The sequence below is a fragment of the Arthrobacter sp. zg-Y1110 genome (assembly GCF_025244865.1).
Taxonomy (GTDB): domain Bacteria; phylum Actinomycetota; class Actinomycetes; order Actinomycetales; family Micrococcaceae; genus Arthrobacter_B.
On the sequence record NZ_CP104273.1, the window covers coordinates 184,327 to 207,419 of the forward strand.

The following is a 23,093-nucleotide window of genomic DNA, read 5'->3' on the forward strand; positions in this document are numbered from 1 at the left end:
TTCACCCTCCTGCTGGATAGCCCCATGCGCGGCCGAACAGGAGGGTGAGCGTTACGGCGGCCTAGGCCGCTACCCGTCGTCACCGCGGCGGCCGAGGTCATAGGGGTCGATCCAGGATGATTCCGAGCGGCTGATCGGCTTGGCATTCCGCGACGGGATCCAGAACGAATGCACCTCACCGGCGTCGTCGAAGTAGATCAGCAGCCATTTGCCGTCACCCGTCCGGGCCTGGACCATGACGTCGCGGACATGGTCTTCTCCCCCGCCGACCAGGGCGAGCCGCGCGCGGGCATACGGTTCCCGCCGGTAGGGGAACCTGACGACACCGGATTCGAAGTCCGGGTGCCAGCCCTCGCCGATGTAGGAGTTCCTGGGTTGCACCCGCCCATTGTGGCCGTCCACAGGGTGGTTGCAGGCACGGCACGCCAGCATTAAGTTTCCTTGCAGCGCCATCCCGGTGGCGGACTTCCGAGCAGTCGACGGCCCTGTGCGCCATGACCGCGAAGAGGACAAGGTTCTTCGAATCCCGGACTGCACGACCATCCCTCTGTACTCCACAGGTGATGGGCACAGGACGTCTCCGCGTGTCGAAGGACAGATACCCCCATGGTCAAAAACCGTGCCGCAAAAGAAGCGGCCCGCAAACTCAAAGCAGAATCCGGCATCACCTACCCCCGTGCACTGGACCTGGTCCGCACGGCAGGCAAGGCATCCGGCTATCCCGCACTGACGGTCGGCCTCATCGGCGGCGCCCCGGTCAACTGGCGGCCCCGCCCGGGCTCCCGCCTGGAAATCACCGGCGCCACAGGCACGGGCAAGTCGGAACTGATGGCTTTCATGGCCACCCAGGCGGCAGCGGCCGGCACCGAGGTCTTCATCCTGGACCTGGACAAGCGGGGTCCGGACTACACAGACATCACCGGCGCCGTTATCGCAGCAGACGTGGATGCAGCCAGGATGCTTTTCAATGACCTTGAGACCGCCGTCCGTCCGGCAATCATCTTCTTCGAGGGCATCCCCCGGCTGGCCCCCGATATGGATGCCGCGAGGGAAGAGCTGGCCGCCGCCGCCGGGCGGCTCGCCGACGCCGGCTACCCCGTCGTCGCCTCCTGGCAGTTCCCCGAACCCCTGTGGGAGGGCTCCGAGCGGATCCTCCTCGGGCGTTCCGTTGCACGGCAGCGGACCGGATTCTTCGGCGCCGAAGTCAAGCAGGGCGCCGGCCCCCTGGAAGGGCATTTCCTTCAGGCCGGCAGCAGGGAGCCACTCCTGTTCGAACTGTGCCGCGATGGGGGCATCCCCGCCCTGCTCTCCGGCTACTGCCCGCACTTCGATGACCTCGGGCTGCCGCAGGCGGTGCGCGGGTTCGCTACTGTCGCACCGGGGCTCTTCGTTTTTGCAGGCCCCACCGGATCCGGCCGGACGACGTCCATGGCAGCGGTAGCCAACCTGATCACCGAGCGCTTCGCCCGGCGGGTAGCAGTGCTCGAATCAGTACGGGAACTGGCCATCCGTCCCGGGCGCTCCGAGATCACCCGCTGGGACGTCGGTGACAGCGGGTCGCTGGCCAAGGTCATCGACGCAGCGGTGAGCCAGGTTCCCGACATCATCGTGATTGGAGAGGTCAACAACGGCGCCGCCGTGATTGCAGCCGTGAAGGCGGCACAGGCCGGGCATACGGTTTTCATGACAATGCACGCCGATTCTGCCGCTCACGCTCCGTCCCGGCTCATCGACATGGTTTCGGCGGAGGGCTGGCCCGAGGTCAGGGCCGGCCTGTCTCAGGTCCTGAAGGGGGTGCTCTTCCAGAAGCTCCTCGCCGCTTCAGCAACTGACCGTGCCACCGTCCCCGCCGTCGAGTTCCTTCCCATGAACGGGATTGCCAACCGCATGGTCCGCGACTTCGATGATGAAGGCCTTACGGGGAGGATCGCCAATATGGAGGAGGGGTGCATCTCCCTGGCCGTGTCCCTGAGCCAGCTCGTCCTGGACGGCCATATCAGTGAACGCACAGCGGAGAAAGCAATAAAGACCCCCATGGCATTCCGGCGGGCGTTCCATGCCGGCCTCCGCCACAGCACCCCGTTCATCACCCTGGGTGTCCAGGACTCAGGCGATCACGTCAGGCACGACCTGAGCCGCTACCCGCATCTCCTGGTTATCTCCGGCGACGCAGGCCGGCGTACGTCCGCACTGGAGGACATCGCAGCCGGATTCCCCGGCCGGCTCATGCGGGTGGACACTGCCGGCGCCCTGGCAGACGTGAGGCAGAGGGCTACGGAGATCATCGCTCTCGTTCGCGGCAAGGGGGCGGCGAGCTTCCAGTACCTGCCGCAGGAGATCCGGCCGGAACGCTGCGGCGTGCTGGTGGACATCCCTCACGATGTGCTGATGTCGGGCGCCGATGCTGCTGAGTGGCGCATTCAGCTGGCTTGGCTCAGCCGCGAAGCAGCCTCGGCAGGAGTGACACTCTTTGTGGGTGTTGAGTCCGAATCGCAGCTGGAGCTCCTGGGCCCGGAGTTCCATGCCTTCTTCGGGCAGCTGGCACTGGACGGCACCGCCCGCTACCGTCCCTTCAGCATTGCTGACCCTATTCGGTTCAGCCCTGGCTGGGAGGACAAACCGGAAGCGGCGTAGCGGCCGGTAGGGGCCGCCGGTGTTACGCGCGGCCCCTACCTCACGGCAGGCGTTTCAAGGTGTCGCTTCGACGGGCACCGCGCCTGCTCACTGCCTGAGCGCTCTTGTGCAAGAATCGCCGGTAAATCATACGACCAGATCGGGACGTGGGGGCATGGCCAGCATCAAGTTTCATTTGACGGCATCCGGGCCGGAGAGGTGCAAGCGGTCTCTGGATCTGTGCCCGCATGCAAGCCACTACCGTTCCACGGAGGAAGCGCTTGAGGCGCAAAGCCTGCTGGGAATGGCGGCCAAGCACGATAGGGACGTGGAGGATCTCAAGCGCGCTGCCAGGGTAAGCGGCCCGGTCCGGGCGATCAGCCTGGCGAGCTACTCGACCTCTTTGAGGAAGTTCGGCAACGAATTTGCTGCCCGGGAGAAGGACGGGAAGCCCCGGTTGGAGAACCTGACCGGGTCAATCTCAGCCATCGTCGATGCCGGGGCAGGCAGAAGAATTGAAGTCATATTGCGCCGGGAGAACGCTGTTGATGAGGAGGAGATGCGCCTTTACGGGAGATACCGGGCGTCCGCAAAGCTGATGGGTCCGGTGGACCGGAAGGTGTTGGAGGACGAGCCCTCTGTCTTCGGTTTCGCCGATCACGCGGAGGCAGCCGGAAGCTTCCAGCAGATCAGGGACTACTTCGTCGCTGCAGCCGTTGAGGCCGGCGCCGTCAATGATCCGGTGGGTGACCAGGCGGATCCGGATGTGATCGCTGATGACCTGATGTCCCGGTTCCGTCCGGCCTTCGACGCGCTGGAGGGGCGCATCATCGGAGAAGAGGCGCTGTTCGAGATAGGGCTCGGGCCCTTCCAGGACTACGTCGGGAACTTCTTCACGCTGGAAGTCGACTTTGACTACAGCAAGTCAGCGCTCACCTTTCAGCCCATCACGGAGTTCATTCTGGGGAAACGGCGTTGGTTCCATACCGGGACAAAGGTGGAGGTGCGGATGCACGAGGCTCACCGTAATGGGGCGATGTGGGCTGCCGAGTTCACGGAAGGTTCCTGGAGGGTCCGGGAGACAGAGCCGGACGGATCGAGCTACACCACGAACTGCAGCACGGGCGACCGGATGTACGACGCCGTGTACGACGCCAGCTGCAACTTTGTGAAACCAGGCGACAAGGACGCCGCGCACGAGCGTGGAGTGGTTGCCCGGGATCTGTTCAACCGCATCGGCCCGGCCATCGAGCAGTTCGAGGAGCGGGATGCTGAACAGCTGGTCCGGGCCAGGCAGGAGAACGCTGAATGGCAGCAGCGGCAGGTCAGGAGACAGGCAAAGGGCCTGGACCGGCTCGGGTACGCCCTGCGACTGAAGAAGTAGGCGGCCCCCGCTCCACCTTCAGTGCGGGTGCGGTGGCTTCGGCGGGATTCGAACCCGCGACCTCTGTCGTGTTGCCGGCGGCCGCCTGCAGCGCTCTAACCATCTGAGCTACGAAGCCTGATGTCCGGGCCGTGGAGTGCGGCCCGGACGGGGTGTTACTTGATGAGGCCCTTGGAGCGGACTTCTGCAACCCATTCAGGGAACTCGTCGAGCATCGCTTCGAAAAGCCCTGCGTCGGTGAGCCTGTCGACCTCGCCGACGGGCTTGTAGTCGGCGTTGTCCACGAAGCGGCCGGGCATGTCGTCGAGCTTCTGCAGATAGTCCTTGTGCTCCTCGCCGACGGAGAGGAACTTCCAGAAGATCGGAGCCTTGCTGACTTCGATCAGCGCATTTGTTGCCTCTGTCCGGTTGTCCGGGTTGCCGTCGGTGAGGAAGAGGGCGTAGACGGGCTCGCTTGCCGGGCCTGCTTCGGGGGCGGCTTCGACCTTCTTCCGTCCGAAGAATCCGCGACGTTCAGGTGCCGGCTTTGCGGGGTTGAAGCCAAAGTGGTCCCTGACGGCCAGGAACGCTTCAGCGTAGTTGGTCCTGCCCATGTGCCGGCCGCTGGTGAGGCGATTGACGCCGCCCTTGAAGTCCTCCAGGCTGATTTCGCCCAGGTAGGCGGCATGGGTGTCGAAGACGAAGAAGTCGATGGCGCCGTCGTCATCGAACTGGGTGGCCATGGCCAGGACCTGCTCGGCCAGGTTCTGCATGGCCCCGGAGGCGTAGCGTTCACGCATGGAACCGGAGAAGTCGAGCACGAGGGCGACCTTGGCGGTCTGCCCGTTCAGACCGGACAGATCAATCGCGGCAGCGGCAGTCTCGGCTTTCTTGAGCAGGAGGGGCGCCTTCGCGGCAACCTTATCGAGGGTAAGAGGCATCGGATTCCTTAGGAGTGCGGGGATGGATACGGGGAAGGCCCGGAACACCGAAGCGTCCCGGGCCTTGGCGCATGCTGGCAGAGCGGGCGACCCGTGCGGGCCTGCCCTCATCCGGCCGTGGCCTTTGGCGGATGCTGCCAGCGTGCTTCGGACTTTCACCGATACGGCGCGTGTATCCGGTTTGCGGCCGGTGCGCTCCTGAGGGTCAAGCGTCCACCCTCCATGCCGGACAGCGCGGCGCCGAGGCGCCGTTCCGGTTTCCAGTTCGGCCTGCGTAGCCGCCCATCACTGGCAGGGACCCGATTTTTTCTCCGGCATCGGGCTACCGCCGGGACCCATTTCCGCGGTGCAACCCGCTTCCGTCCCGGTGACGCAGTGCCAGCGGCGGGTCTTGCCCCCGCATTGCCCTAAGGCGAACCCCTGATCTACAGGGCACTGACTGGTGGAGCGGCCGGAGTCTTACCGGCAAACGGCGCTGTTCCCAACCCGTATTTCCTGCTTCCGTTGCCAACGGCGTGCAGTCCTTGTCCCGGGGAATTCACCGCGCCGGCTAAACGCGTCACTTCCCCTGAGCACCCCCGAGGTATGTGCCGGGCGGTCTGTCCGGCACACAGTAGGACAGGTGGGTTCTGCCCCCACTTCCGGCGCTGCAGTTCGCCTGCGGTCTACCCGCATCTGCCCTGGAAGTCCGGCAGGTGTACCAACCCGCCGGACCGTTTTCCAGAAAGCGCCCCAGCAGGTGTCCAATCCACCGGGGCTGTTCAACATTCTCTATGTGTGCGGACACCGGCAGAGGTCTCACCACCACCGTTCCGCGGGCTAGACGGGGCTTGCTTCCCCCTCCAGCGGCAGCTTGAAGTATTCCTCCATGGCCTGCAGGGTGGTCAGCTCAGTGCCGTCCGCCAGAGCACGCAGGTAGGCCAGGACGCGCTGCTTCGGGGTGGCCTGCGGGTAGGCCGGGTTCTTACCGTCGTTGACCGGGTAGATGGCGTAGGTGGTGGCCCACATTTCCTCGAACCAGTTCCACAGCGCCGATCCGCGCTCATCGGTGCCGCCCATGTTGAACAGGTGCCCGAAAAAGCAGTTGGTGGTGCCGTCGGCCGAGCGGACAGTGTCCACCCGCCAGGCATCCTCATCCGTTGCTTCCATATAGGTGATCACGCTGTCCAGGTTCGCCAGCTGTATAAGCGCCCAGTCTCTCGGACTGAACGCCTGTGCCTCCTCGGTGCTCATTCCACGCCTTTGCGGCCGAGGCGGCCATTGGCGTCAAGCCACCAGGTGAGACGGAACTTGCCGGTGAAGGGAAGCTTCAGGACGGCCAGCTTGTAGCCCTCCGGCACGATCTTCACGATGTCTTCTGCCGGTACGACCATGTATCTGCGGCTCTGCTTGCGGGGCATGGGTTTTCTCTTCCGTTGGGAATGGTCTGCTGTGTCCCATATGTGTGCGGCAGCCCGGTGAGATCTGCCCGGGGCGGGCGTTCGGGCTAAGGTTGGCCGGAGTTACTGACGCTGCGATCCAGGGGGAAGAATGCCTTACAACCGCGACGACCTTGAATGGGGCGAGCTCATCCGGGCGGGCTATCGGGTCCTGAAGCGGCGGGCCGTTGGCGGTGAGATGCTCACCTACAGCAAGTTCACCGAGGAGCTGGCTGCGGAGAGTGAGCTGCCGCAGCTGATGCTCTCGACCGACAGGGCCGCCATCGGGCCGCTCCTGGCCGCGATCTCCGATTTGGGCAGGCAGGAACACCCCGACTTGCTGATCTCGGTCCTGGTCTACAGCAAGGGAACCAGCTCTCCCGGCAAAGGGTTCTTCGAGCTGGCAAAGAACCACCGGCTGCTTTCTGCCGGCGCCGGCGAAGCCGAGGAGTGGAAGTTCGTGAAGGCCCAGATCGCCGGGCTGGACGACCACTACTCGAAGAACACGTCATCGAGCCGCTAAAAACCCTGACTTAGCCCCCGCTTATTCAGATTTATGGCCTACTATCTGAATAAGAATCTGCCATTTCAGGGTTAGGAGAAGCTCATGGGGCCCTGGCCCGCTCACGAATTCACCACCGTTCCATACAAACCCAGTGGAAGGGTGCCGCGGGAAGACCGGATGCTGGCGGAAATCAGCCCCTCTGTGCCGCCCAGGATTGCCGGGGTTCATTACTACCCGGAACGCGAAACCATGGTCCTGCTGGAGGAGGCGGCCGTGGCCATGGCTGCTCTGGATGCTGTCTCCGGTCCCCGGATGAGGGCCATCAGCGGTTTCCTGCTCCGGAGCGAAGCCGTCTCCTCTTCCAAGATCGAGCATGTCGAGGCCGCCAGGGACGACGTCGCCCGCGCTATCGTCGGCGTCAAAGCATCTGAGAACGCAAGGTCCGTTGTTGCTGCCACCGATGCTATTGCCTCCATGATTGCCGATGCCGGCGCCACCGGATCCGTTCGCAGCGAAGCCCTGCTCAAGGCCCATCACACGCTCATGAAGGACGACCCGGTCGATTTCAAATACGCCGGCCGATACCGCGATGTGCAGAACTGGATCGGCGGCAGCGACTACACGCCGCTGAACGCCATCCACATCCCTCCGGTGCCGGATGAGGTCCAGGGGCTCATGGATGACCTGCTGTCCTTCTGCAACCGCTCCGACATCCCCGTCCTGGCCCAGGCTGCCATCGCGCACGCCCAGTTTGAGTCGATCCATCCCTTCACGGACGGTAATGGCCGGATCGGCCGCGCCATCATCGGGTCAATAGCCCGCCGGAGGAACCTCACCAGACAGACCGTTACGCCCATCGCCTCGGCCATGGTCGCCGACGTCGACTGCTACTTCTCCCTGGTCAATGCTTACCGCACAGGGGATCTCGAACCGTTCGTGGTCTATCTGGCCTCCTCGGCTGTGCTGGCTGTCGAGGCGTCCCGCGAGTCGATTCACAGGCTTGAGGATCTCCCGGCCGAATGGATGGATGCCGCCCGTCCGCGGCGTGGCAGTGCCGACGAGAAGCTCATCGCCAGCCTGCTGGAGGTGCCGGTCTTCGACGCCGAGACGGCAGCGGGCATAGCCGGTGTCGCCACCCCATCCATATACGGCGCACTGGACCGCCTGACGGAAGCCGGGGTCCTGCACCCGCTGACAAAGAGCAAACGCTACCGGGCATGGGCTGCAACCGAAGTGCTCGATGAGGTTGAACGCCTGACCAAGCGCCTGAGCGTCCCGGCAGCCTGATCACCAGGACGGCCGCCGCCGCCTCGGTGCATGCCTTGGTGTTTGTGCCTTGGTGTTTGTGACAGGAGATGGAAAAGCCCCGCCGCGGTTTCCCTGCGGCGGGGCTTGGTGGCACTGGCGAGGATTTGAACTTCGCCGCCTCCGGTGTGCCAGCCCGGCGCTCTTCCAGGTGTGAGCTTCAGTGCGCGCCCGGCGTCCCGGGCCCATGCCTGCATCTTCGACACTCCGGACGTCCGCGGGCCCGGCAGGACTCTCACCTGCATACGGTTGGCTTCCTGCTCTCGTTATTGAGCTACGGGCTGCCGCGGCCGTGCCCCGGGGTATCGCGGGCACAGACAAAGTTGGTGACTGGCCGGCCGTTAGGCAGGAATCCCCTATCCCTATTACACGCGGTTCCTAGGACACGTGCTTTTACTCGTCGGGTTCAACGGCAATGGTCTCCGCCCGGTTCCGAGGGGCCCGCCTAGCGCTGTATTCGGGCCTTGCTCGTCCGTTGCGGCATACGCCGTTCCAGTCCGTGGGCTTGCCGGTAACGATCCGGCACCGCCATGGCGGTTCCATTAGCCCTGGCCGGGGTCTCATGTCCGGCCCACCATGCCGGCGGTCTCAAAGCCGGCTGGCCCTACACCCATCGCCGGGGGCGGAGACGTGCTCCGGCCTTCACCCAGGATGGGAAACTACGATCCCAAGCTGTCCCCAGCTTAAGCAGATTCCACCAGGATGATTTCGGAAGCTGCCTGATAATCATCCGTCGTGGTCGAGCTACCGGACTCGTAGCTCAGATCGGCTACAGCACATTCACGAGCGCTGCCGTACGTGTTGGAGGTTACTGTCCTGAGATTGATGATCCATGCAGAGTGCAGGTCAGTAGTACCTTGGACGTTCGCAGTAGCGTAAGCCACCTTGTCACCAACCTTGAGGGGTCGCCCGACAAAGTCCACTGCTGAGACGGAGTTCGAGCTCTCGCCTGCTGTGTTCTGATTCGAAGTCATGTTGTACCTTGCATTGAAGTGGAGTAGATCGGTGTCAGTGGGCTTCCCGGTAACGATCCGGGGCCGCTGCAGCGGTTCCGTGAGCCCTGCCGGTTCCTATCCGGCGTTCGATGTCTTCTATGTGTGCGGCAGGTTGGGGAAGTCTCCCCACCTGGTCCGCGGTCTACAGCTCGACCTTCGCCCTGCACTCGCTATGTATCCCGACTCCTGCCTGAAGGTAGGCAACCGAAAGCTTGCGGCGGCAGAACGGACAGTGGCGGGTGATCCTCCCGAACTCGGTGGCGGAAGCGGAAGGTTCTGCCTGGATCTCTTCGAGGATGAGCCTGGCCTCTTCACCTCTGACGGGTTCAGGTTCCTGCTCGGGAATGATGGGCACAGTGGTCAGGAAGTTGTAGCCGGCCCACTTGCCCTCCGTGGGCTTTGAGAGCTTTACCAGGACTATGGAGCCGTCTTTGTAGACGCCATAGCACCCTTCCGGAGCGTCCGTCCTCCTGCGCCCGGCTGGCTTGGGGCGGCTTGCCTCGAGGCCCTGGAGCTTCTTGATCTCAGCCGATGCCTGCGCGGTTGTCGGAGAGCCTCCGCAGGATTGCCGAAATTCCGCAAGCCGCTGGGGTGCTTCCCGGCTGCCCCAAACCCGACGCTCCAGGAGCAGAAGGAAGTCTTCCTGCTTCTGCGACATCGGGGACGGCGTAGGTGCTGCGTTTTCGCTCATGGGTCCTTCCAGGTGGAGAGCTCTTGCCGGGGATTCTTCCACGAAAGCCGCCGCACTGCGTCACGGCCGATGCGCGCGCTTTCCTGTGCGGCCGCACACAGGGTTGCGTGAATGAATCTCTTGCATCCAACGTCAGCGACATCATCATGGTCGGTACGACCGCCCGTTTCACCGGCACGGTGGCATCCGGCTTTGATCCGCAGTCCTGGGGTGTGCTCAAGGAAGAGCGTCTGGGCGAAATGGCGGCGGCCGCCGCCTCCCGAAAGGTCATGTTCACCGACGATGAGGCCCTTTCCGTGGCCTCAGCGCAGCTGGCCGAAGACGGCGTTTGGGAACTGGCGCCGGCCGTGACCACCTACCACCGGTGGGCTGCATCGAGCGGCAGCCTGGACCGCGAACTTACGGCAGGTGAATCGTCAACCATCCCGGGCACCGGGTCCACGCTTCGTGAACGCTGGAATTCCGCGCTGGAAAGCCCTGCGGACATCGCCGGCCTTCCGGCTCCGGCCAAAGCCGGTTGCGGTGTCGTGCCGGTGACCTCTGACGGTTTCATCGTCCTGGGCGTCCGGCGTCGGACCTTCGTTGCCGCAGGCAGCCGGGCGGAATACCGTGACAACGTCCATGTCATCGCCGAAGGGATGCTCCCGGCTGATGTCGGATCCGACGGGACCGTCAGCGCCGCAGCGGCCGCCGCCCGCGGGCTTATCGAGGAGCTCGATGTCCACACTGCGGACATCATTCCGACCGGCTTCTTCCTGGATACCCTGCGGTGGCAGCCGGTCTTCTCGTTCCTGGCGTACCTGCCCATGACGTTCAATCAGGTCTGGGATTCGGCCGCCGGCGCAGGCGATAGGTGGGAAGCGGACCGGCTGCTCGCCCTCCCCTTCCGGGACGGGCCCGAGCTGCGTTCACTGGTTGAGGGAACCCACCCGGAGCTGCATCTGGCGTCCAACCATGCCCAGGCGTATCTCGCCTGCGCCATGGCCCATGCGTTCGGTACCGGCCGGTAGCTTCAGAACGAGGTGGACAGGGCTGCTTTCATGGCAGCTTCGGACCGCCGGAGTGCTTCGGCAGCTTTATCGTCGAGGTCGTCGAGCAGTTCGGTGAGGTCCTGCATGCTGGTGCGCTGGAAGTCGGGGCGTTCGGCAGGGCCCGTCCTGAACGCCGGCTGCGGGTCATGGGGCCACCGGGCTTCGTCCTGGCGGTAGGCCAGCACTGCCGAGATGCTGCGTGCGGACATGGGTTCCCAGTCGGCCAGCCATCCGTGCCGGTCGATCCCGGGCAGCAGCGTATGGGCCATGATGCCTTCGTGGCCGACCGGATCCAGGCATTCGTGGTCATCGACCGGCCGGTATCCGGCAACGTGTTCGCGCACGGAATAGCGGCCCCAGGAATCCCATATTTCCAGCACCTTCATCCACCGGGCGACGGCGCAGGAGGGGCAGGGGCCGGCTTCAGGGGTGCACGGTATCCGGCGGTCGCGGATGTACCAGGCACCGGTGCGGTCCTGGCGGACATCGCCGAGTTTCACCGTCCGCGCATCCTCCCGGGAGTATCCGCATTCGCCGATCAGCACCACCAGGAACATGTCCCGGCGTGCGGCCAGTCCGTTCGGCCATCCCTTAAGGGGTGCACGGCGCAGGGTGTCGTCCAGCTCCAGCCAGCCCTTCCCGCTTCTCCACGGGATTGCCTGCTCGTGTGCGGGCAGAGCCAGCGGCAGCCCGGCTTCCCGGTGGGCACGGCGGATTGCCTGCAGGCGCCGGATGCGGGTGGTTCCGGCTGCGGGCACTTCCCGGAAGAACTCTGCAACGGTTTCCGCCGCCGCCGGCAGGGGCTGCAGGTCTGCGGCCATGCACCAGTCGTCGAACAGCGACCATTCAGCGGAAGCGTGTCGGGGCCGCGCGGCTGTTGCCGTCACAGCCCGATGTTCCTGACGGCGTTGCCTTCCAGCGGTGCGTTCTCCCGGTCGTAGACGGCCAGGATGGCATCCCCGGTGTGTCCGGTCTGCCGGCGGACCGAGCGCGAGTCGGCACCCGATTTGAAGGCCTGGGTGACAAAGCCTGCCCGCAGTGAGTGGCCTCCGTACTGGGCGGGATCCAGCCCGGCGGCAGCAACACGGCGCTTGATGGCTTCATTGACGGCATGGCCGGACATGCGCGAGGTCTTGATGACTCCTCCCCCGGCCAGGGACCGGAACAGGGGCGTTTCATCGTCGGTCCGCCGCCGGTGCCGGCCGTCACGGCAGATATGCGAGGTGGGCTGGCCGGACCTGCGCAGGGCACGCATGAGCCCGGGGCGCCCGTCAGGTCCGTCTGCAGCTTCCAGCAGGTCGAGCCACCGGTAGATCGCGCATGGGGCGCAGGTGAGCGGGTGGACCCCGTAGGGAAGGCCCTTGATCTGGCCCTGGCCTTCCTGGTCGGTCTTGGACCGGCGGACGCGCAGGTAGACGCCGTCGGAGAGGTCCGGGATGACGTCGGAGATGTTCAGGGCCGCCAGTTCGGAGCGGCGGAAGGCGCCGGCGAACCCGGACAGCAGGAGCGCAGCATCCCTGACCGCGGCCACGCCGTCGGGCCAGGTCCGGTCCTTGGTGCCTTCGAGCAGCAGGCGGATGTCGCTGGTCAGCAGCGGTGCGACCCGGCGCTGGGGTTCGGTGCGGGCGCGCTTGATGGCTTTCAGGGCCCTGGTCACGCGGCCGTCGGCGCCGGGAGGGGCCACACCGGCGGCAACATGCTGGGCGTTGATGGAGGAGGCCCTGCGCACGATGGTTGACGGCGCATAGGCTGCCTTCCCGTCCTGGCGTATTGAGGACGCCATGAAGGTCAGGTACGCGATCACGGTTTCGGCCGTGGCCGGCATGGGGTTGTACCCGCTGGTGAGGCACCATTCGGTGAAGGCCCGCCAGTCCGAGGCGTAGGCGGTCTTCGTGGCGTCGGAGATGGAGTTATCCAGTGCCTCCTGGACGCGCGCCGCATCGGCCGGGCTGAGTTCCCTGCCTGCGGGTACTGCGATGACGGTCATTAGTGCTCCCGGTAGTTCCTAGGGAAACAGTCCTATCGGAGACCACTGACATTCCCCAATTCCCGGGGCCTGCCAGGCTGGGTTCCGGATGCGGGTTAAGCCCTTTTGGAGCGGGTGCTGAGGGCATGGACCACGGGCCGGTCCTGGTAATAGCGTTCGTTGCGCGGAACGGAGGCGGAGCGTTTGAGCGGATTGGTCGGCATCCGGACCAGGACCTCGGTGCCGGCGGCCGCGGCTGCCGCGTAGGCCTCGGCGAAGTCGAAGGTTGCCACGGAATGCGGTCCCTTCAGGCGGAAGAACTCACGGGCCTGCAGAACCATGGTCCCGCGTCCCAGTTCCTCTCCGGGCTGCCGTGCGGCTTCGGCGGCGGTGTTGTCGGGGTGGACACCGGTGACGGTGCCGTTGGCTTCGGTCGTGGTGACTGCAAGGATTCTCATACTCCCTATGTGTGCGGAAAGGGGTGGGGCTCTCGCCGTTGACCGGTTCCATGGTGGTCTGATCTGCCATTCAGCCCGGGATGGGAGAGCGCGACCGGTAGGGTCTAGCCCATGATTGATGTCGATGCCCCTTTGCCCACTGAGGTCTTCGCCTCGTTGCCGGGTCAGGAGGTCGTGCTGGCCCAGTCAGTGCCCGTCTTTGCCGGCCGCTGGCGGGAAGCCGTCACGAGCCGCGGGCTGCCGCCGCTGCAGGGAAAGCTCGCCGAGCCGGGGGTTACGGCCGTCTCGCGCGCTGAGGTCTTCTCCCTGGCCGACCATGAGGTCACCGTCGAGAACGCTTTCCAGCTGCTCTATTACTCCCTGGCCTGGGGGCTGGGTTCGCGGGCCCCGCGGCTTCATGCTCGCCTCGATGCTCTGGCAGCGGACCAGGAGCGTGCCGGCGAGCTCCTCGTCTCAGCTTGGGAGAAGGCCCGGATCGGCGCGCCGGTAGTGGAGGTCTATTCCGTACTGACCACCAGCCGCGGCGCCGGACGGATCCGCTGGTTCGGCCCGGCCTTCTCCACCAAGTTCCTGTATTTCGCCCAGGGAGCTGCCTCCGTACCCCGCTACGTCATTCTGGACGCCGTCGTCGCGGGCAACCTTAAAGAGGCCTGGCCGGGCGCCGCATCAGGGGCATGGCTCCCGGAGACATACGGGCGCTACTGCGAGCTGGTGGCCAACTGGGCGGAGCAGGCCACGGGCCGGCTGGACGGATCCCGGAAGGTGCGGGCAGACGAGATCGAGTACGCCCTGTTCAAGCGTTAGCCGGCCGCGGACAAAGCTCCCGGCTAATCCTGTTCGACCAGGTCTGCCCTGGGGCGCTGCATAGTGGTCCCACGGTAGCGTTCGGCCTCCGAAAGCAGCCGGTCAAGGGGGCTGTATACGTTGGCCAGCCCTCCGGGCGGGCGGTAATCGGGCCACCCAAGATCCGGTGCCGGTGACGAACCGGGTTCGTGCACGGCGAACCGGTAAGAGGGCTCACCGCGCAGGGACCCGTCCTCAACAGCCCTCCGGATCATCCAGATGAGCAACCCGACTCCGATAGCGCCCGGGAGGATCGCTATCCAGGCAGTGCCGGCCCTGAGGTCGTCCTGGATGAAAAGCAGGAAGCCCGGCGCCCCGAAAACCAACACGGCCAGTCCCGAAGACCACACAGTTGTCTTGACCAGCTGGTACCCGCGCTCAGTCTCGGCACCGTAGGCCGTTTCGAACCACCCTATTTCTGCCACACGTTCGCGCGGGGTGGGCTTGCCTGCATGCTCGATGAGGTGCGGCAGCCAGCCCAACAGGATGCCGGTGAGAATCATGCCAATCGTCGTCGGGTTACCCGGTGACCCAACGAATACGTCCGCGGCGTCCAGGAACAAGCCCCTAACACCGGTCTCAAGCTGCTCGGACTCCTGTGCAGCTGCGAGATTCGCCGGCATAAACGTGATCAGCTTCGCGACAGGTGCCAGGAACGACATCTCGGGCGTGACGGTGTAGAAGAAGTGCAGGACAATCACCGGCAGGGCCGCCAGGATGGAGCGCGTCCAGACATAGGTGAGCAGGAGTCCGTAGACGATCATGGCCAGGACACAGAGTATGAAGAGGACAACCATCACCACGGGCAGAGTCCTTTTCCCCAGCTCGCCAAGTATGTCGACAAACAAGTTGAGGACCTGTTCCGGCGCCACTACACCTGCAGTAAACAGGAGGACCACGGGCGTCGTCAGAGCCGCTAAGTAAATAATCCTGCGGGGCCGCACCAGCAACCAGCGGACCGGGTGGGACAGGAACCGGTCGATGGGCCTGAAGATTGAGTCCCAGGCCTTGGTGGATTCCCGGGCAGGTGCACCCATCGCGCGCAGGACCTGCAGGGCTGCTGGTGTCCCGGGACGTCGCCGCAGGATGGCCTGGATGCCGGCTGGAACCATCCACAGCGCGGGTGAGCCGAGGATAGCCGGCATCCCATTCTCACTTAGTGCTCGTGCAAACGAGCTGGATTCGCCCGCCTGCTCGATCACGGTGAGAGCGACGATGTAAGCAATCATGATGATTAGTCCGGCGGTCGCCGCCATAAACAGCACCGCGGCAAGGTACTGAACGGCAGCCAGACGCAATGAGTCGCGGGCGGCCAGGACAGCCCGCAGCGCCCATGTCCAGACAAACACCTCAGTCCATGCCGGCTCGCCGGGTTCCCGGTCCGGCCCGGTGTCTGTTCGTGCAGTGCTCATTCCAGTCCAGTCCTTCGCATTGTGCCAATGTCTGCGAGGAAGGCTGGGGGACGCTCCTCAGGTCGAAGTATGCCGCAATCGCCGCGGAATCATGTTCATCGGTCAGCAAAACCCTAGAAAAGGGCTACCGCCGATAATCTTCATTATCGGCGGTGAAATTCCACCCCCTTGAAGCGAGACCTCTGAGACGGAAAACGGAGAAACGGTCGTAGCCGCCAGGCCAAGGACCGGCGTCATTACTGGCCGCGGGGAGGGTTGACGGCCCGTCCGCACACATTGGGTGTGCAGCCCGATGCCATCACGGCGGCTTCGGCAACGACACAAGAAAGAGGTGCCGGCTTATGGCCGCGACCTTTTATGGAAGCAATGAGCCTCTGCCTGGATTGTGGGTTCTCGACAACGGCTTGGAGCTGAGGCACTTCATGTCCTCCGACTCCCTGGCAAACGCCCTGGCCAACGGTTACGGCAGGGAGGTTCCGCTCAAATACCGTGAGGGAACCCGGCCCGCTTCCCTTCAGTGGTTCGGCTCGGATGGATACTGCAGCGCCTCAGTGTTCATCGGCACCCAGCTCCCCGAAGATCTGGCAGATGACCCCGACAGGCCGGAAGTAATTGACGCCTGGAGCCGCGGGGACAAGGCCGCACTGGCCGCCTTCCGAAAGCAGGCCGACAAGCAGCGCAAAACCCACCGTCGGGAGCTGGCAGCAAAGATCGAGGCATACCGTGCTGAGAATCTTCAGCCGGTCGTAGCCAGTCCCTGACCCGTAAATGAGGAAGGGCCCGGACATTATCGACGCCGGGGCCCTTCATGGCATTGCCGTGTATGCTCACAATATTTAAGCTTCCGGCGCCCAGGTGCACTGCAGCACCATTATTCTGGGCCAAAAACCAACGCGAGGGAATGACCTGTCTAACCGCTAACCAAAAGCGTCAGACAAGTTTGATTGGCAGGATCCAGTTACCCGCAATAAAGACAACAAGCAGCTGTGGCGGCACAACCCCGTCAGCGACAGCAAGGAGGAAGAAAATTGGGCGAAAAGTTCTTTCATTTCATCAAGATGAGCTGGATGCTCTACTGGCGGGCAACACTCTTCACGCTCATCTTTGCCTTCGCCCAGGGGTGGCGCACCCCTCTGATGTGGCTGTCCCTCATCGCAGCAGGCATCACCGTTTTCTACTTCGACAAGGCGCTCGTCACCTTCCCGGTTATCCGTGCAGTGTTCAAAAAGGAGGATGTCCTCCTTGATCTCAGCAACGAACCTGTTAGGGCTCCGGTCAAGGAGCCGGAACAGGTTAAGCCGGAAGTACCTCCGGTACCGAATCCCATAAAATTCCCTATATCTTTTTACGAGCCCAACCGTATTCCCTATTTCGCTGGCGGGGTCTTGGAGAAGGCCACCCAGGATGGGCGGATGACGGGGTTCGAACCCAAGGCGCTCGAGGGAGTGAGGATCCCCAGAACCAGCAGGCACTGGACAGGCGTCCCCGCTGGTGGACTTATGGTTGCCGAGGGGATGAATAAGGCCCGCAATGAGCTCGGAGTACGGGGTGAGGAAAACTTCGCCCGCGCACTCATGAAGCTGGGCTTGACCGGGAAGGGGTTTAGCATCGCCTGGTCAGTCCCCGTCCCTTCGATGGACCGCTTTGAACCGGGGAAGTATGAGACGGACATTGATTGCATCATTGGAACAGAAGACGCCGTGTTCCTCATTGATTTGAAGAACTACAAATCAGGTGATGTAGAGTACTTCGACTTCGATGACCATATTTCCTGCCGGGATCGCGCAACTAAGCGGCATGTTGGGGACGCAATCAATCCTTCCAGGAATATGGAGATGGCAACCAACGCGGTAAGGGCTCACTTCCCGAAGGCAAATATTGTTCCGGTAGTTGTCTTCATGCCCACCGACAAGGGCGAAGGGGAGATCTTCAACGTTAGCTGGCCGGGGGGAATTCCGGCCATAAACCTCAGCGTGTTCCTTGAGGTGCTTGCTACGCAGAATAGGCCAGTCCATGCGAGTCCCAACGGCATGGCGTCGGCTAAGCTCGCGGACTTGGTGCGCCGGTACGTCATGCCAAAGATCGACAAAGCAATGCCGTCGGAATTCGCATATCTCGAAGAGGAAGATCGGAATTACGCCAGGGGCTGGCACCCAGACGGGACGCATTGAGCGCAGAGAGCACGGGTGCCGTAACCGGTCCCTGACCCAGAGAGGAAAGCAGCCCCGCCATCAACGGCAGGGCTGCTTTCGTGTGGCTACGGCTTCCAGGTGTCCTGGACGTTGCGGACGTTGATCTCTTCGCCGACGTAGAGGCTGTAGTCGTCCTCGTCCCGGTAGCGCCATACGTCCCGCATCGCGTCTTCTTCCTCATCCGGTACGGGCTCCCCGTCGGCATCAAAGATCTCCGTAGCTTCGAGGTCGTCCTCGTTGATCAGGGTGAAGGATGCAGTACTGGGGCATTTGGTCTTCATGTCCTCAATAGCCATCAGCATGTAGCCGTGCTGGGCCTTTCGGCGGGTAATGAAGAATTCGTTCTCTGCTGCGGCGACGGCCTTCATGAACTCCGGGCCCGATGTAGGGGCGCCCGGCCCCTCGCGCTCTTCGCCCTGCCAGTCGTCGCGAATTTTCTGGATGTCGACATCATCACCGATGTAGCCGGAGTAGTCGTCCTCGTCCCGGTACCGCCAGATGTCCCGCATCGCGTCTTTCTCCTCATCCGGTACGGGCTCTCCGTCGGCATCAAGGATCTCCGTGGCTTCGAGGTCGTCCTCGTTGATCAGGGTGAAGGATGCAGCACTGGGGCACTGCTGCTCCATCTCGTTGATTGCCATCAGTATGTAGCCGTGCTGGACATGGCGCCGTGCCGCGTGGAAGTCGCCCTCAACCCGGAGCATCGTCTCCACGAATTCCGGGCCCGAGGTAGGGGCAGGGACCGGGATGCCGATTTCCGGTTCGGAGTGGGCGGTGGTCGCAAACTGGCCGCCGGCGGGAATCCCCTGGGGCTGGCGGTTCATTGGTGTCGTCATGCCTTATCTGTGTGCGGCTGCCGGTCCGGAGGCGCATTCGGCTGCGGCGGGCAGGGACAGCTCATTGTCCGCACACATAAGGGGTGCAACCAGCCACCAGTCGTCGAAGGCAGAACCATGAGCGAGTCAGATCCCATCCAACCCAGGAAGAGCCCCTGCGGGTCGTGCCCTTACCGGTGCAACGTACCCTCGGGCGTCTGGGCTGAATCGGAGTACCGCAAGCTTCCCGCTTACGACGGCGAGATGCACGAGCAGACCTCCGTGTCCGTTTTCATGTGCCATCAGGCTGACGGCAAGGCGTGTTCAGGGTGGCTTGGCCACCGCGATCCCACCGACATGCTCGCAGTCCGGCTGGGACTGATGGCCGGGGACCTGGATCCGTCCTGCGCCGACTACACCACGACCGTGCCTCTGTTCGAGAGCGGAGAGGCAGCCGCAGAGCACGGCATGGCCCGGGTCAGTGAGCCAGGAGATGACGCAGCTGCGGTTATTAACAAGCTCGTCCGCCAGAAGGAAGCGCGGGCAGAACATGGCCGGTAAGAAGATCCGAAAGAAGCATGCCTGGGCCAACCCCGAGCTGGCCGCGGCGATGCGTGAACTCCGCCGTTCAAGCGCCGCACAGCGGCACACGCCGAAACCCCGAAAGGGATCGCGTCAGGACAGGCTCAAGAGAGCCATCCGCGACCAGGGAACAGCCAAAGACTGAAGCCCGCTCTCCGTGAACCGGAGGGGATGACCACCAACCGCTACCCCTAGGAGTAGAAGAATGAGCAAGCACATCGGCTACATCGCAGCAAAGCCCGCGGACGTTGCCGCCCTGGTCCACGCACCCGCCCAGGCGGGGTCAGTGGAGGTCTACCCGAGCATCGTCTCGGCATGGGCGGCATTGACCAACGACCCCGGCAGCTCGGTATACGAGGTAACCGTCACGCTGCAGGCCGGCGAGAGCTTTTCGGCCGGCACCACGTACAGCTCCGACCGCTTCGACACGTTCCTGGACGCCTACAACCACGGCGCCGCAATGAACGGCGGTGTCACCATCGAGACGCGCTCTGAAGGCGAAATCAGCCTCCGTGAGCGGATCACTGTGGGCCCGCAGGTATCCATCGTCGGCTGGTAGCCCCTGGACAGCAGAAAGCCCCCGCATCGACTCCGGTGCGGGGGCTTTCTGCGTCAGGCCTGCTTCCAGGACCATCCGGCTGCCGGCCGGCCGCGGCCCGAGGGCGCCGCCGCTTCCGCCGTCTTCACCAAGGCAGTGTTCTTGGCCAGGTCCCGCCCCAGGTTGCTGGTGACCGGTTCGGGGCGCCCGGCAGCTGCAGCCAGTTCGCGTGCCAGGCGTGCCGCGGACGCCGTCGTGAACCGCTCCCCCACCAGGGCGCGGGTCAGCGCCGCATCCACCCAGAGTGCATCCAGGACGGCCCCCGCGGTGCGGGCAATGATGGAGTCATGATCGAAGGGCAGCCCCTTGGCGGCCGCCGCGCGCACCTTGTGCGCCCCTTCGCGGTCCAGGTTCGCCTGCGGATCCAGGATGACTGCGTGGACTATGGTCAGCGTCGGCCCGCGCGGGTCACGGTCGGGATTGTCGAACACTCCGGCACCGGTGATGTTCCGGATGGATTCCGCTCCGATGCCCGCTTTGGTGTCCAGTGCGCGCATCGCTGCTTCGGCCAGCCGCTCGTTCGGGGTCAGCAGAACGCCCGGCAGAGCCGCCTGCCCCAGGAACGGCTCAAAGACCCGTTCGGCAAGGACGATCTCCAGGACACCGTCCCGGAACAGGAAGGGGACGGTGTCGATGGAAACCAGCGGCTGCTGCGGGAGGGTCATGATGCGATGTTACCGAGCACTGCGCGGACGTCGGCGAAGGACTGGCGGCGGATGAACTGTCCGTTGGCCCAGACGGGCTGCAGCAGGGAGTTCTCCTCCTCTTCCGGGGTGGCCTTCTCGATGAGCATCAGCTCAAAGTTGTCGTCGTAGTGGACTGCCAGGCGGCCGGTGGCTGAACGCTTGGCGCCCTTGGCGGTGATCGGGTCCTTGAAGACGTTGCGCGGCTCGTCGTTGACCTCGATGTAGGTGACCTTGATGGCGGAGGAGAAGGTGTCGCGGGTGTTGTACTGGTAGGTGAACGATCCGACGCCCAGGACGATGTTCTCGGCGGCGTAGCCTTCCTTTTCCAGGCGGGCAGTGATGTCCGCGGCGCGCTCGGGGGTGATGGAGTCCCCGTACATGACGCGGACGTTATTCAGGACCTTGTAGCCGGCCTCGTTGAGGGTGTGACCGAACTCGGCGTCGAGCAGGCGCACGACTCCGTAGTAGGCCGGGTGGCTCTGATAGGTCTTCACTTCTGCCGTGAACACAGCGCCGGGGCGGGTGGAGGTGCCGCAGACGATGTCGGCCGGGTCGCCGGAGTCAGGACGGATGACGACGTTGCCCTCGCGGGCGGTGATGATGTCCTTCAGGCTTGGCAGGATCTCGAGCAGGACATTCCACAGGTCGTAGCCGTCGGAGACCAGGGAGATGTTGCCGGTCGGGTTGGCTTCGAGGATGTGGCGGAAGGTTTCCTCTTCGCCTTCCGGCCCGCCGGAGCACATGACAGCGTGCTCGGAAGCCGGGATGGAACCGAGCACCTGGCCGTTGTCGGTGCCGAAGGAGGAGCTGTAGTAGCGGCGGACAAAGTCCATGGCACCCAGGGAGTCCGAGCCCTTGAAGGAAAGCAGGTGGGCAGCGCCTGATGCTGCAGCGGCGTCGAGGCCTGCCATGCCGCGGAAGGAGAAGTCGTGCAGCTGCCAGTCGACGAATCCAGCGTCCGTGCCGGTCTTCTCGGCGGCGGCGTCCAGGATGCGGCGGTACTTGTCGGCGATGGTGGCCGAGGTGGAGGGCTGCCAGATGGAGGCGCTCAGGGCGGTCTCAATGTAGTTGACCAGCCAGAAGAACTCCGGCTCGGTGGATTCGACGGTGACCGACGGGACCAGCAGGGGTACGCGGGTGCCTTCGGGGAGGGCACGGAAGATCAGCGGCAGGTAGCCCTTGCGGTGCAGTGCGCGGATGTGGTCGGAGCCGATGTTGTTCGGGCCCAGGATGTCGTTGAGGCCGGCCTGGTATTCGGCAACGGCTTCGTCTTCATCGGCGTCGAAGAACGGGGCGAAGGCTTCGATGCAGTACTTCTGCAGGAAGGCCTGCAGGCCGAAGTGCACGACGTGGTCCACACCGTCCAGGCGGGATCCGCGGTTGGTGAAGTTGGAGAGGACCTTGGTGGTGCCCTGGGGGTACATGTGGATGTGGCCGAGCTTGTAGGCGTCCGTCTGGAAGAGGGCGTCGGTGACAGCGGGAGCGGTCAGTTCCTTGGTGGCGGTCGTCATTGGTGGCTCCTTAGATGAGGTGGGAGATCAGAGGGGTGATGTTCGCGGCGACGTCGGGGTTGGCGGCGCCGGGGTGTGAATCTGTGGTGTAGATGGTTCCGTAGGCGGCCTTGAGCTGGCCGGCGTTGCCGGAGAAGACTCCGTGGCTGACCCACAGGTCCAGGCGGTCCGGTCCGAGTCCGGTGGCGGCGGCCAGGCCCATGAAGGTTCCGCCGCCGTCGCAGATGTCGTCGACGACCAGGAAGCGGCCTTCGGCAGGCAGTTCCTCGCAGGTGAATCCGGAGAGCTTGCCGGTGGTGAAATCCCGGTGCTTGGCAGCGTGGAAGAGGGGCAGGCCCAGGGCTTCGGCGGTGATGGCCGTGCGGGTCTTGGCTCCCTCATCGGGGCAGATGACGCCGGCGTATAAGTCCAGCTCGGTGTGCACCGCGCGGCGGATAACGTCCTCGGCGCCCACAACCCGGAGGTTGTTGACCAGGGCCGGCATGACGGGCGAGTGCGGGTCGAAGCAGACGACCTCGTCGGCGTTCATGGCGTTGATCAGGTTGGCGTACACCTTGGCACCGAAGGGGTTGCCGCGGTCCTGCCGGGCGCCGGGCATATACGGGATGAGTGCCTTAACCTTGTGGCCGCCCTGGTGGGCGTAGTCGATCCACATGGCCGCGCTCATGTACTCGTTGGCGTCTGCGCCGGTGAGGTAGAGGTACAGCGGCGTTTCTCCGGCGGCTGCATCGGTCTTGATGTGAGCTTCTCCGGCGGGGAAGGTCATGGCGATGGCGGCCGAGTGAACCGTGAATCCCTGCGGGACCTGGGCGAATGTCTTGAGCATGCCTCCACTGTACATGAATAATCTTCAGATGATGATAATTACCTGACGAGGGGTATTTTGTTTCGCCGCGGCCCGGATAAACTCACCCCTATGTCAGAACCGAACCTTGATAAGAGCCTCTTCGCGGGACCGCCACGCCCCGAATCCCGCATCGACGAACTGCTCGGCCTCCTGGCAGCGGACTGGAAGCGATCCGGATCCGACCAGCGCTTCTTCCAGTACGTGGAGAACCTCCGGTACCGGCTCGGCGTCCAGTCCGACGCCTACTTCTACGAAGACGATGCCCTCATCAGCTATCTGACGGCGGAGGCCGGCCCCGCCGGGACCGGCGCCTCAAGCTGA

25 protein-coding genes and 1 tRNA gene are annotated in these 23,093 nt (G+C 64.1%); 11 read left to right on the plus strand and 15 right to left on the minus strand.

Features of this window, described 5'->3' with window-relative positions; all coding sequences use genetic code 11:
* Positions 1-69: 69 nt before the first annotated feature.
* Positions 70-381, minus strand: coding sequence for a hypothetical protein (locus tag N2K99_RS17720; protein ID WP_227934302.1), 312 nt, complete (start codon positions 379-381; stop codon positions 70-72).
* Positions 382-606: 225 nt separating this feature from the next.
* Between N2K99_RS17720 and N2K99_RS17725 the strand changes: the two genes are divergently transcribed.
* Together N2K99_RS17725 and N2K99_RS17730 are read left to right on the plus strand one after the other, a co-directional pair.
* A complete protein-coding gene (locus N2K99_RS17725; RefSeq protein ID WP_227934301.1) occupies positions 607-2,634 on the plus strand; it encodes an ATPase, T2SS/T4P/T4SS family in 2,028 nt (675 codons plus the stop codon).
* 154 nt (positions 2,635-2,788) lie between these two features.
* Entirely contained in the window at positions 2,789-3,997 is a 1,209-nt protein-coding gene (locus N2K99_RS17730) for a hypothetical protein (protein ID WP_260554943.1), read from the plus strand.
* 33 nt (positions 3,998-4,030) lie between these two features.
* Here the strand turns inward: N2K99_RS17730 and N2K99_RS17735 are convergent.
* From N2K99_RS17735 to N2K99_RS17750, 4 genes are all read right to left on the minus strand, one after another.
* Positions 4,031-4,115: transfer RNA gene (locus tag N2K99_RS17735), tRNA-OTHER, on the minus strand.
* A gap of 37 nt (positions 4,116-4,152) precedes the next feature.
* Positions 4,153-4,917 (minus strand): VWA domain-containing protein, encoded by a 765-nt coding sequence (locus tag N2K99_RS17740; RefSeq protein ID WP_227934299.1) that lies wholly within the window; start codon positions 4,915-4,917, stop codon positions 4,153-4,155.
* Between the two features lie 819 nt (positions 4,918-5,736).
* Complete coding sequence (locus N2K99_RS17745; protein WP_227934298.1) at positions 5,737-6,150, minus strand: hypothetical protein; 414 nt, start codon at positions 6,148-6,150, stop codon at positions 5,737-5,739.
* Entirely contained in the window at positions 6,147-6,317 is a 171-nt protein-coding gene (locus N2K99_RS17750) for a hypothetical protein (RefSeq protein WP_227934297.1), read from the minus strand. The genes N2K99_RS17745 and N2K99_RS17750 overlap by 4 nt, the downstream gene beginning before the upstream one ends.
* A 130-nt stretch (positions 6,318-6,447) precedes the next feature.
* On the opposite strand from N2K99_RS17750, the gene N2K99_RS17755 reads away from it, so the two are divergent.
* Positions 6,448-6,858, plus strand: coding sequence for a hypothetical protein (locus N2K99_RS17755; RefSeq protein ID WP_227934296.1), 411 nt, complete (start codon positions 6,448-6,450; stop codon positions 6,856-6,858).
* Between the two features lie 84 nt (positions 6,859-6,942).
* Positions 6,943-8,127 (plus strand): Fic family protein, encoded by a 1,185-nt coding sequence (locus N2K99_RS17760; protein ID WP_227934295.1) that lies wholly within the window; start codon positions 6,943-6,945, stop codon positions 8,125-8,127.
* 701 nt (positions 8,128-8,828) lie between these two features.
* Here N2K99_RS17760 and N2K99_RS17765 read toward each other — a convergent pair.
* Entirely contained in the window at positions 8,829-9,119 is a 291-nt protein-coding gene (locus N2K99_RS17765; protein ID WP_227934294.1) for a hypothetical protein, read from the minus strand.
* 163 nt (positions 9,120-9,282) lie between these two features.
* Entirely contained in the window at positions 9,283-9,831 is a 549-nt protein-coding gene (locus N2K99_RS17770; protein WP_227934293.1) for a hypothetical protein, read from the minus strand.
* A gap of 107 nt (positions 9,832-9,938) precedes the next feature.
* On the opposite strand from N2K99_RS17770, the gene N2K99_RS17775 reads away from it, so the two are divergent.
* Positions 9,939-10,841 carry a hypothetical protein gene (locus N2K99_RS17775; protein WP_227934292.1) on the plus strand — a complete coding sequence of 301 codons (903 nt, stop codon included), beginning with the start codon at positions 9,939-9,941 and terminating at the stop codon, positions 10,839-10,841.
* 2 nt (positions 10,842-10,843) lie between these two features.
* Here N2K99_RS17775 and N2K99_RS17780 read toward each other — a convergent pair whose 3' ends face one another.
* The 3 genes from N2K99_RS17780 to N2K99_RS17790 all read right to left on the minus strand — a co-directional run bounded on the left by N2K99_RS17780 (position 10,844) and on the right by N2K99_RS17790 (position 13,286).
* Positions 10,844-11,749 (minus strand): hypothetical protein, encoded by a 906-nt coding sequence (locus tag N2K99_RS17780; RefSeq protein ID WP_227934291.1) that lies wholly within the window; start codon positions 11,747-11,749, stop codon positions 10,844-10,846.
* A complete protein-coding gene (locus N2K99_RS17785; protein ID WP_227934290.1) occupies positions 11,746-12,849 on the minus strand; it encodes a site-specific integrase in 1,104 nt (367 codons plus the stop codon). The genes N2K99_RS17780 and N2K99_RS17785 overlap by 4 nt, the downstream gene beginning before the upstream one ends.
* A 95-nt stretch (positions 12,850-12,944) precedes the next feature.
* Positions 12,945-13,286 carry a hypothetical protein gene (locus N2K99_RS17790; protein ID WP_227934289.1) on the minus strand — a complete coding sequence of 114 codons (342 nt, stop codon included), beginning with the start codon at positions 13,284-13,286 and terminating at the stop codon, positions 12,945-12,947.
* 111 nt (positions 13,287-13,397) lie between these two features.
* Here N2K99_RS17790 and N2K99_RS17795 point away from each other — a divergent pair, with 111 nt between their 5' ends.
* Complete coding sequence (locus tag N2K99_RS17795) at positions 13,398-14,090, plus strand: hypothetical protein (protein WP_227934288.1); 693 nt, start codon at positions 13,398-13,400, stop codon at positions 14,088-14,090.
* A 23-nt stretch (positions 14,091-14,113) separates the two neighbouring features.
* Here N2K99_RS17795 and N2K99_RS17800 read toward each other — a convergent pair whose 3' ends face one another.
* Positions 14,114-15,541 (minus strand): hypothetical protein, encoded by a 1,428-nt coding sequence (locus N2K99_RS17800; protein WP_227934287.1) that lies wholly within the window; start codon positions 15,539-15,541, stop codon positions 14,114-14,116.
* Positions 15,542-15,963: 422 nt separating this feature from the next.
* Between N2K99_RS17800 and N2K99_RS17805 the strand changes: the two genes are divergently transcribed.
* On the plus strand, positions 15,964-16,302 hold the full coding sequence (locus tag N2K99_RS17805; RefSeq protein WP_227934286.1) for a hypothetical protein: 339 nt from the start codon (positions 15,964-15,966) through the stop codon (positions 16,300-16,302).
* Between the two features lie 267 nt (positions 16,303-16,569).
* On the plus strand, positions 16,570-17,712 hold the full coding sequence (locus tag N2K99_RS17810) for a nuclease-related domain-containing protein (RefSeq protein ID WP_227934285.1): 1,143 nt from the start codon (positions 16,570-16,572) through the stop codon (positions 17,710-17,712).
* 86 nt (positions 17,713-17,798) lie between these two features.
* Here N2K99_RS17810 and N2K99_RS17815 read toward each other — a convergent pair whose 3' ends face one another.
* The gene (locus N2K99_RS17815; RefSeq protein ID WP_227934284.1) at positions 17,799-18,569 is read right to left on the minus strand and encodes a hypothetical protein; all 771 of its coding nucleotides are present in this window, start codon (positions 18,567-18,569) and stop codon (positions 17,799-17,801) included.
* 117 nt (positions 18,570-18,686) lie between these two features.
* Between N2K99_RS17815 and N2K99_RS17820 the strand changes: the two genes are divergently transcribed.
* Both N2K99_RS17820 and N2K99_RS17825 read left to right on the plus strand, forming a co-directional pair.
* Positions 18,687-19,109: a DUF6283 family protein gene (locus N2K99_RS17820; RefSeq protein ID WP_227934283.1), complete on the plus strand. Its 423-nt coding sequence runs from the start codon at positions 18,687-18,689 to the stop codon at positions 19,107-19,109.
* Positions 19,110-19,335: 226 nt separating this feature from the next.
* Positions 19,336-19,689: a hypothetical protein gene (locus tag N2K99_RS17825; protein WP_227934282.1), complete on the plus strand. Its 354-nt coding sequence runs from the start codon at positions 19,336-19,338 to the stop codon at positions 19,687-19,689.
* A 53-nt stretch (positions 19,690-19,742) separates the two neighbouring features.
* On the opposite strand, the gene N2K99_RS17830 is transcribed toward N2K99_RS17825, so the two are convergent.
* The 3 genes from N2K99_RS17830 to N2K99_RS17840 are packed head-to-tail and all read right to left on the minus strand — an operon-like array spanning position 19,743 to position 22,751.
* Positions 19,743-20,393 carry a hypothetical protein gene (locus N2K99_RS17830; RefSeq protein ID WP_227934281.1) on the minus strand — a complete coding sequence of 217 codons (651 nt, stop codon included), beginning with the start codon at positions 20,391-20,393 and terminating at the stop codon, positions 19,743-19,745.
* Positions 20,390-21,925 (minus strand): nicotinate phosphoribosyltransferase, encoded by a 1,536-nt coding sequence (locus tag N2K99_RS17835; RefSeq protein ID WP_227934280.1) that lies wholly within the window; start codon positions 21,923-21,925, stop codon positions 20,390-20,392. Before N2K99_RS17835 ends, N2K99_RS17830 begins: the two co-directional genes overlap by 4 nt.
* Positions 21,926-21,935: 10 nt before the next feature.
* A complete protein-coding gene (locus N2K99_RS17840; RefSeq protein WP_227934279.1) occupies positions 21,936-22,751 on the minus strand; it encodes a ribose-phosphate pyrophosphokinase in 816 nt (271 codons plus the stop codon).
* Positions 22,752-22,841: 90 nt separating this feature from the next.
* Between N2K99_RS17840 and N2K99_RS17845 the strand changes: the two genes are divergently transcribed.
* A complete protein-coding gene (locus N2K99_RS17845) occupies positions 22,842-23,093 on the plus strand; it encodes a hypothetical protein (RefSeq protein ID WP_227934278.1) in 252 nt (83 codons plus the stop codon).

What these genes read in the sequence shown, in the direction of transcription:
- N2K99_RS17725 (WP_227934301.1), top strand. Translation starts at nt 607, where the DNA reads ATGGTCAAAAACCGTGCCGCAAAAGAAGCGGCCCGCAAACTCAAAGCA.
- N2K99_RS17730 (WP_260554943.1), top strand. Translation starts at nt 2,789, where the DNA reads ATGGCCAGCATCAAGTTTCATTTGACGGCATCCGGGCCGGAGAGGTGC.
- N2K99_RS17740 (WP_227934299.1), bottom strand. Translation starts at nt 4,917, where the DNA reads ATGCCTCTTACCCTCGATAAGGTTGCCGCGAAGGCGCCCCTCCTGCTC.
- N2K99_RS17745 (WP_227934298.1), bottom strand. Translation starts at nt 6,150, where the DNA reads ATGAGCACCGAGGAGGCACAGGCGTTCAGTCCGAGAGACTGGGCGCTT.
- N2K99_RS17750 (WP_227934297.1), bottom strand. Translation starts at nt 6,317, where the DNA reads ATGCCCCGCAAGCAGAGCCGCAGATACATGGTCGTACCGGCAGAAGAC.
- N2K99_RS17755 (WP_227934296.1), top strand. Translation starts at nt 6,448, where the DNA reads ATGCCTTACAACCGCGACGACCTTGAATGGGGCGAGCTCATCCGGGCG.
- N2K99_RS17760 (WP_227934295.1), top strand. Translation starts at nt 6,943, where the DNA reads ATGGGGCCCTGGCCCGCTCACGAATTCACCACCGTTCCATACAAACCC.
- N2K99_RS17765 (WP_227934294.1), bottom strand. Translation starts at nt 9,119, where the DNA reads ATGACTTCGAATCAGAACACAGCAGGCGAGAGCTCGAACTCCGTCTCA.
- N2K99_RS17770 (WP_227934293.1), bottom strand. Translation starts at nt 9,831, where the DNA reads ATGAGCGAAAACGCAGCACCTACGCCGTCCCCGATGTCGCAGAAGCAG.
- N2K99_RS17785 (WP_227934290.1), bottom strand. Translation starts at nt 12,849, where the DNA reads ATGACCGTCATCGCAGTACCCGCAGGCAGGGAACTCAGCCCGGCCGAT.
- N2K99_RS17790 (WP_227934289.1), bottom strand. Translation starts at nt 13,286, where the DNA reads ATGAGAATCCTTGCAGTCACCACGACCGAAGCCAACGGCACCGTCACC.
- N2K99_RS17795 (WP_227934288.1), top strand. Translation starts at nt 13,398, where the DNA reads ATGATTGATGTCGATGCCCCTTTGCCCACTGAGGTCTTCGCCTCGTTG.
- N2K99_RS17800 (WP_227934287.1), bottom strand. Translation starts at nt 15,541, where the DNA reads ATGAGCACTGCACGAACAGACACCGGGCCGGACCGGGAACCCGGCGAG.
- N2K99_RS17805 (WP_227934286.1), top strand. Translation starts at nt 15,964, where the DNA reads ATGTCCTCCGACTCCCTGGCAAACGCCCTGGCCAACGGTTACGGCAGG.
- N2K99_RS17815 (WP_227934284.1), bottom strand. Translation starts at nt 18,569, where the DNA reads ATGACGACACCAATGAACCGCCAGCCCCAGGGGATTCCCGCCGGCGGC.
- N2K99_RS17820 (WP_227934283.1), top strand. Translation starts at nt 18,687, where the DNA reads ATGAGCGAGTCAGATCCCATCCAACCCAGGAAGAGCCCCTGCGGGTCG.
- N2K99_RS17825 (WP_227934282.1), top strand. Translation starts at nt 19,336, where the DNA reads ATGAGCAAGCACATCGGCTACATCGCAGCAAAGCCCGCGGACGTTGCC.
- N2K99_RS17830 (WP_227934281.1), bottom strand. Translation starts at nt 20,393, where the DNA reads ATGACCCTCCCGCAGCAGCCGCTGGTTTCCATCGACACCGTCCCCTTC.
- N2K99_RS17835 (WP_227934280.1), bottom strand. Translation starts at nt 21,925, where the DNA reads ATGACGACCGCCACCAAGGAACTGACCGCTCCCGCTGTCACCGACGCC.
- N2K99_RS17840 (WP_227934279.1), bottom strand. Translation starts at nt 22,751, where the DNA reads ATGCTCAAGACATTCGCCCAGGTCCCGCAGGGATTCACGGTTCACTCG.
- N2K99_RS17845 (WP_227934278.1), top strand. Translation starts at nt 22,842, where the DNA reads ATGTCAGAACCGAACCTTGATAAGAGCCTCTTCGCGGGACCGCCACGC.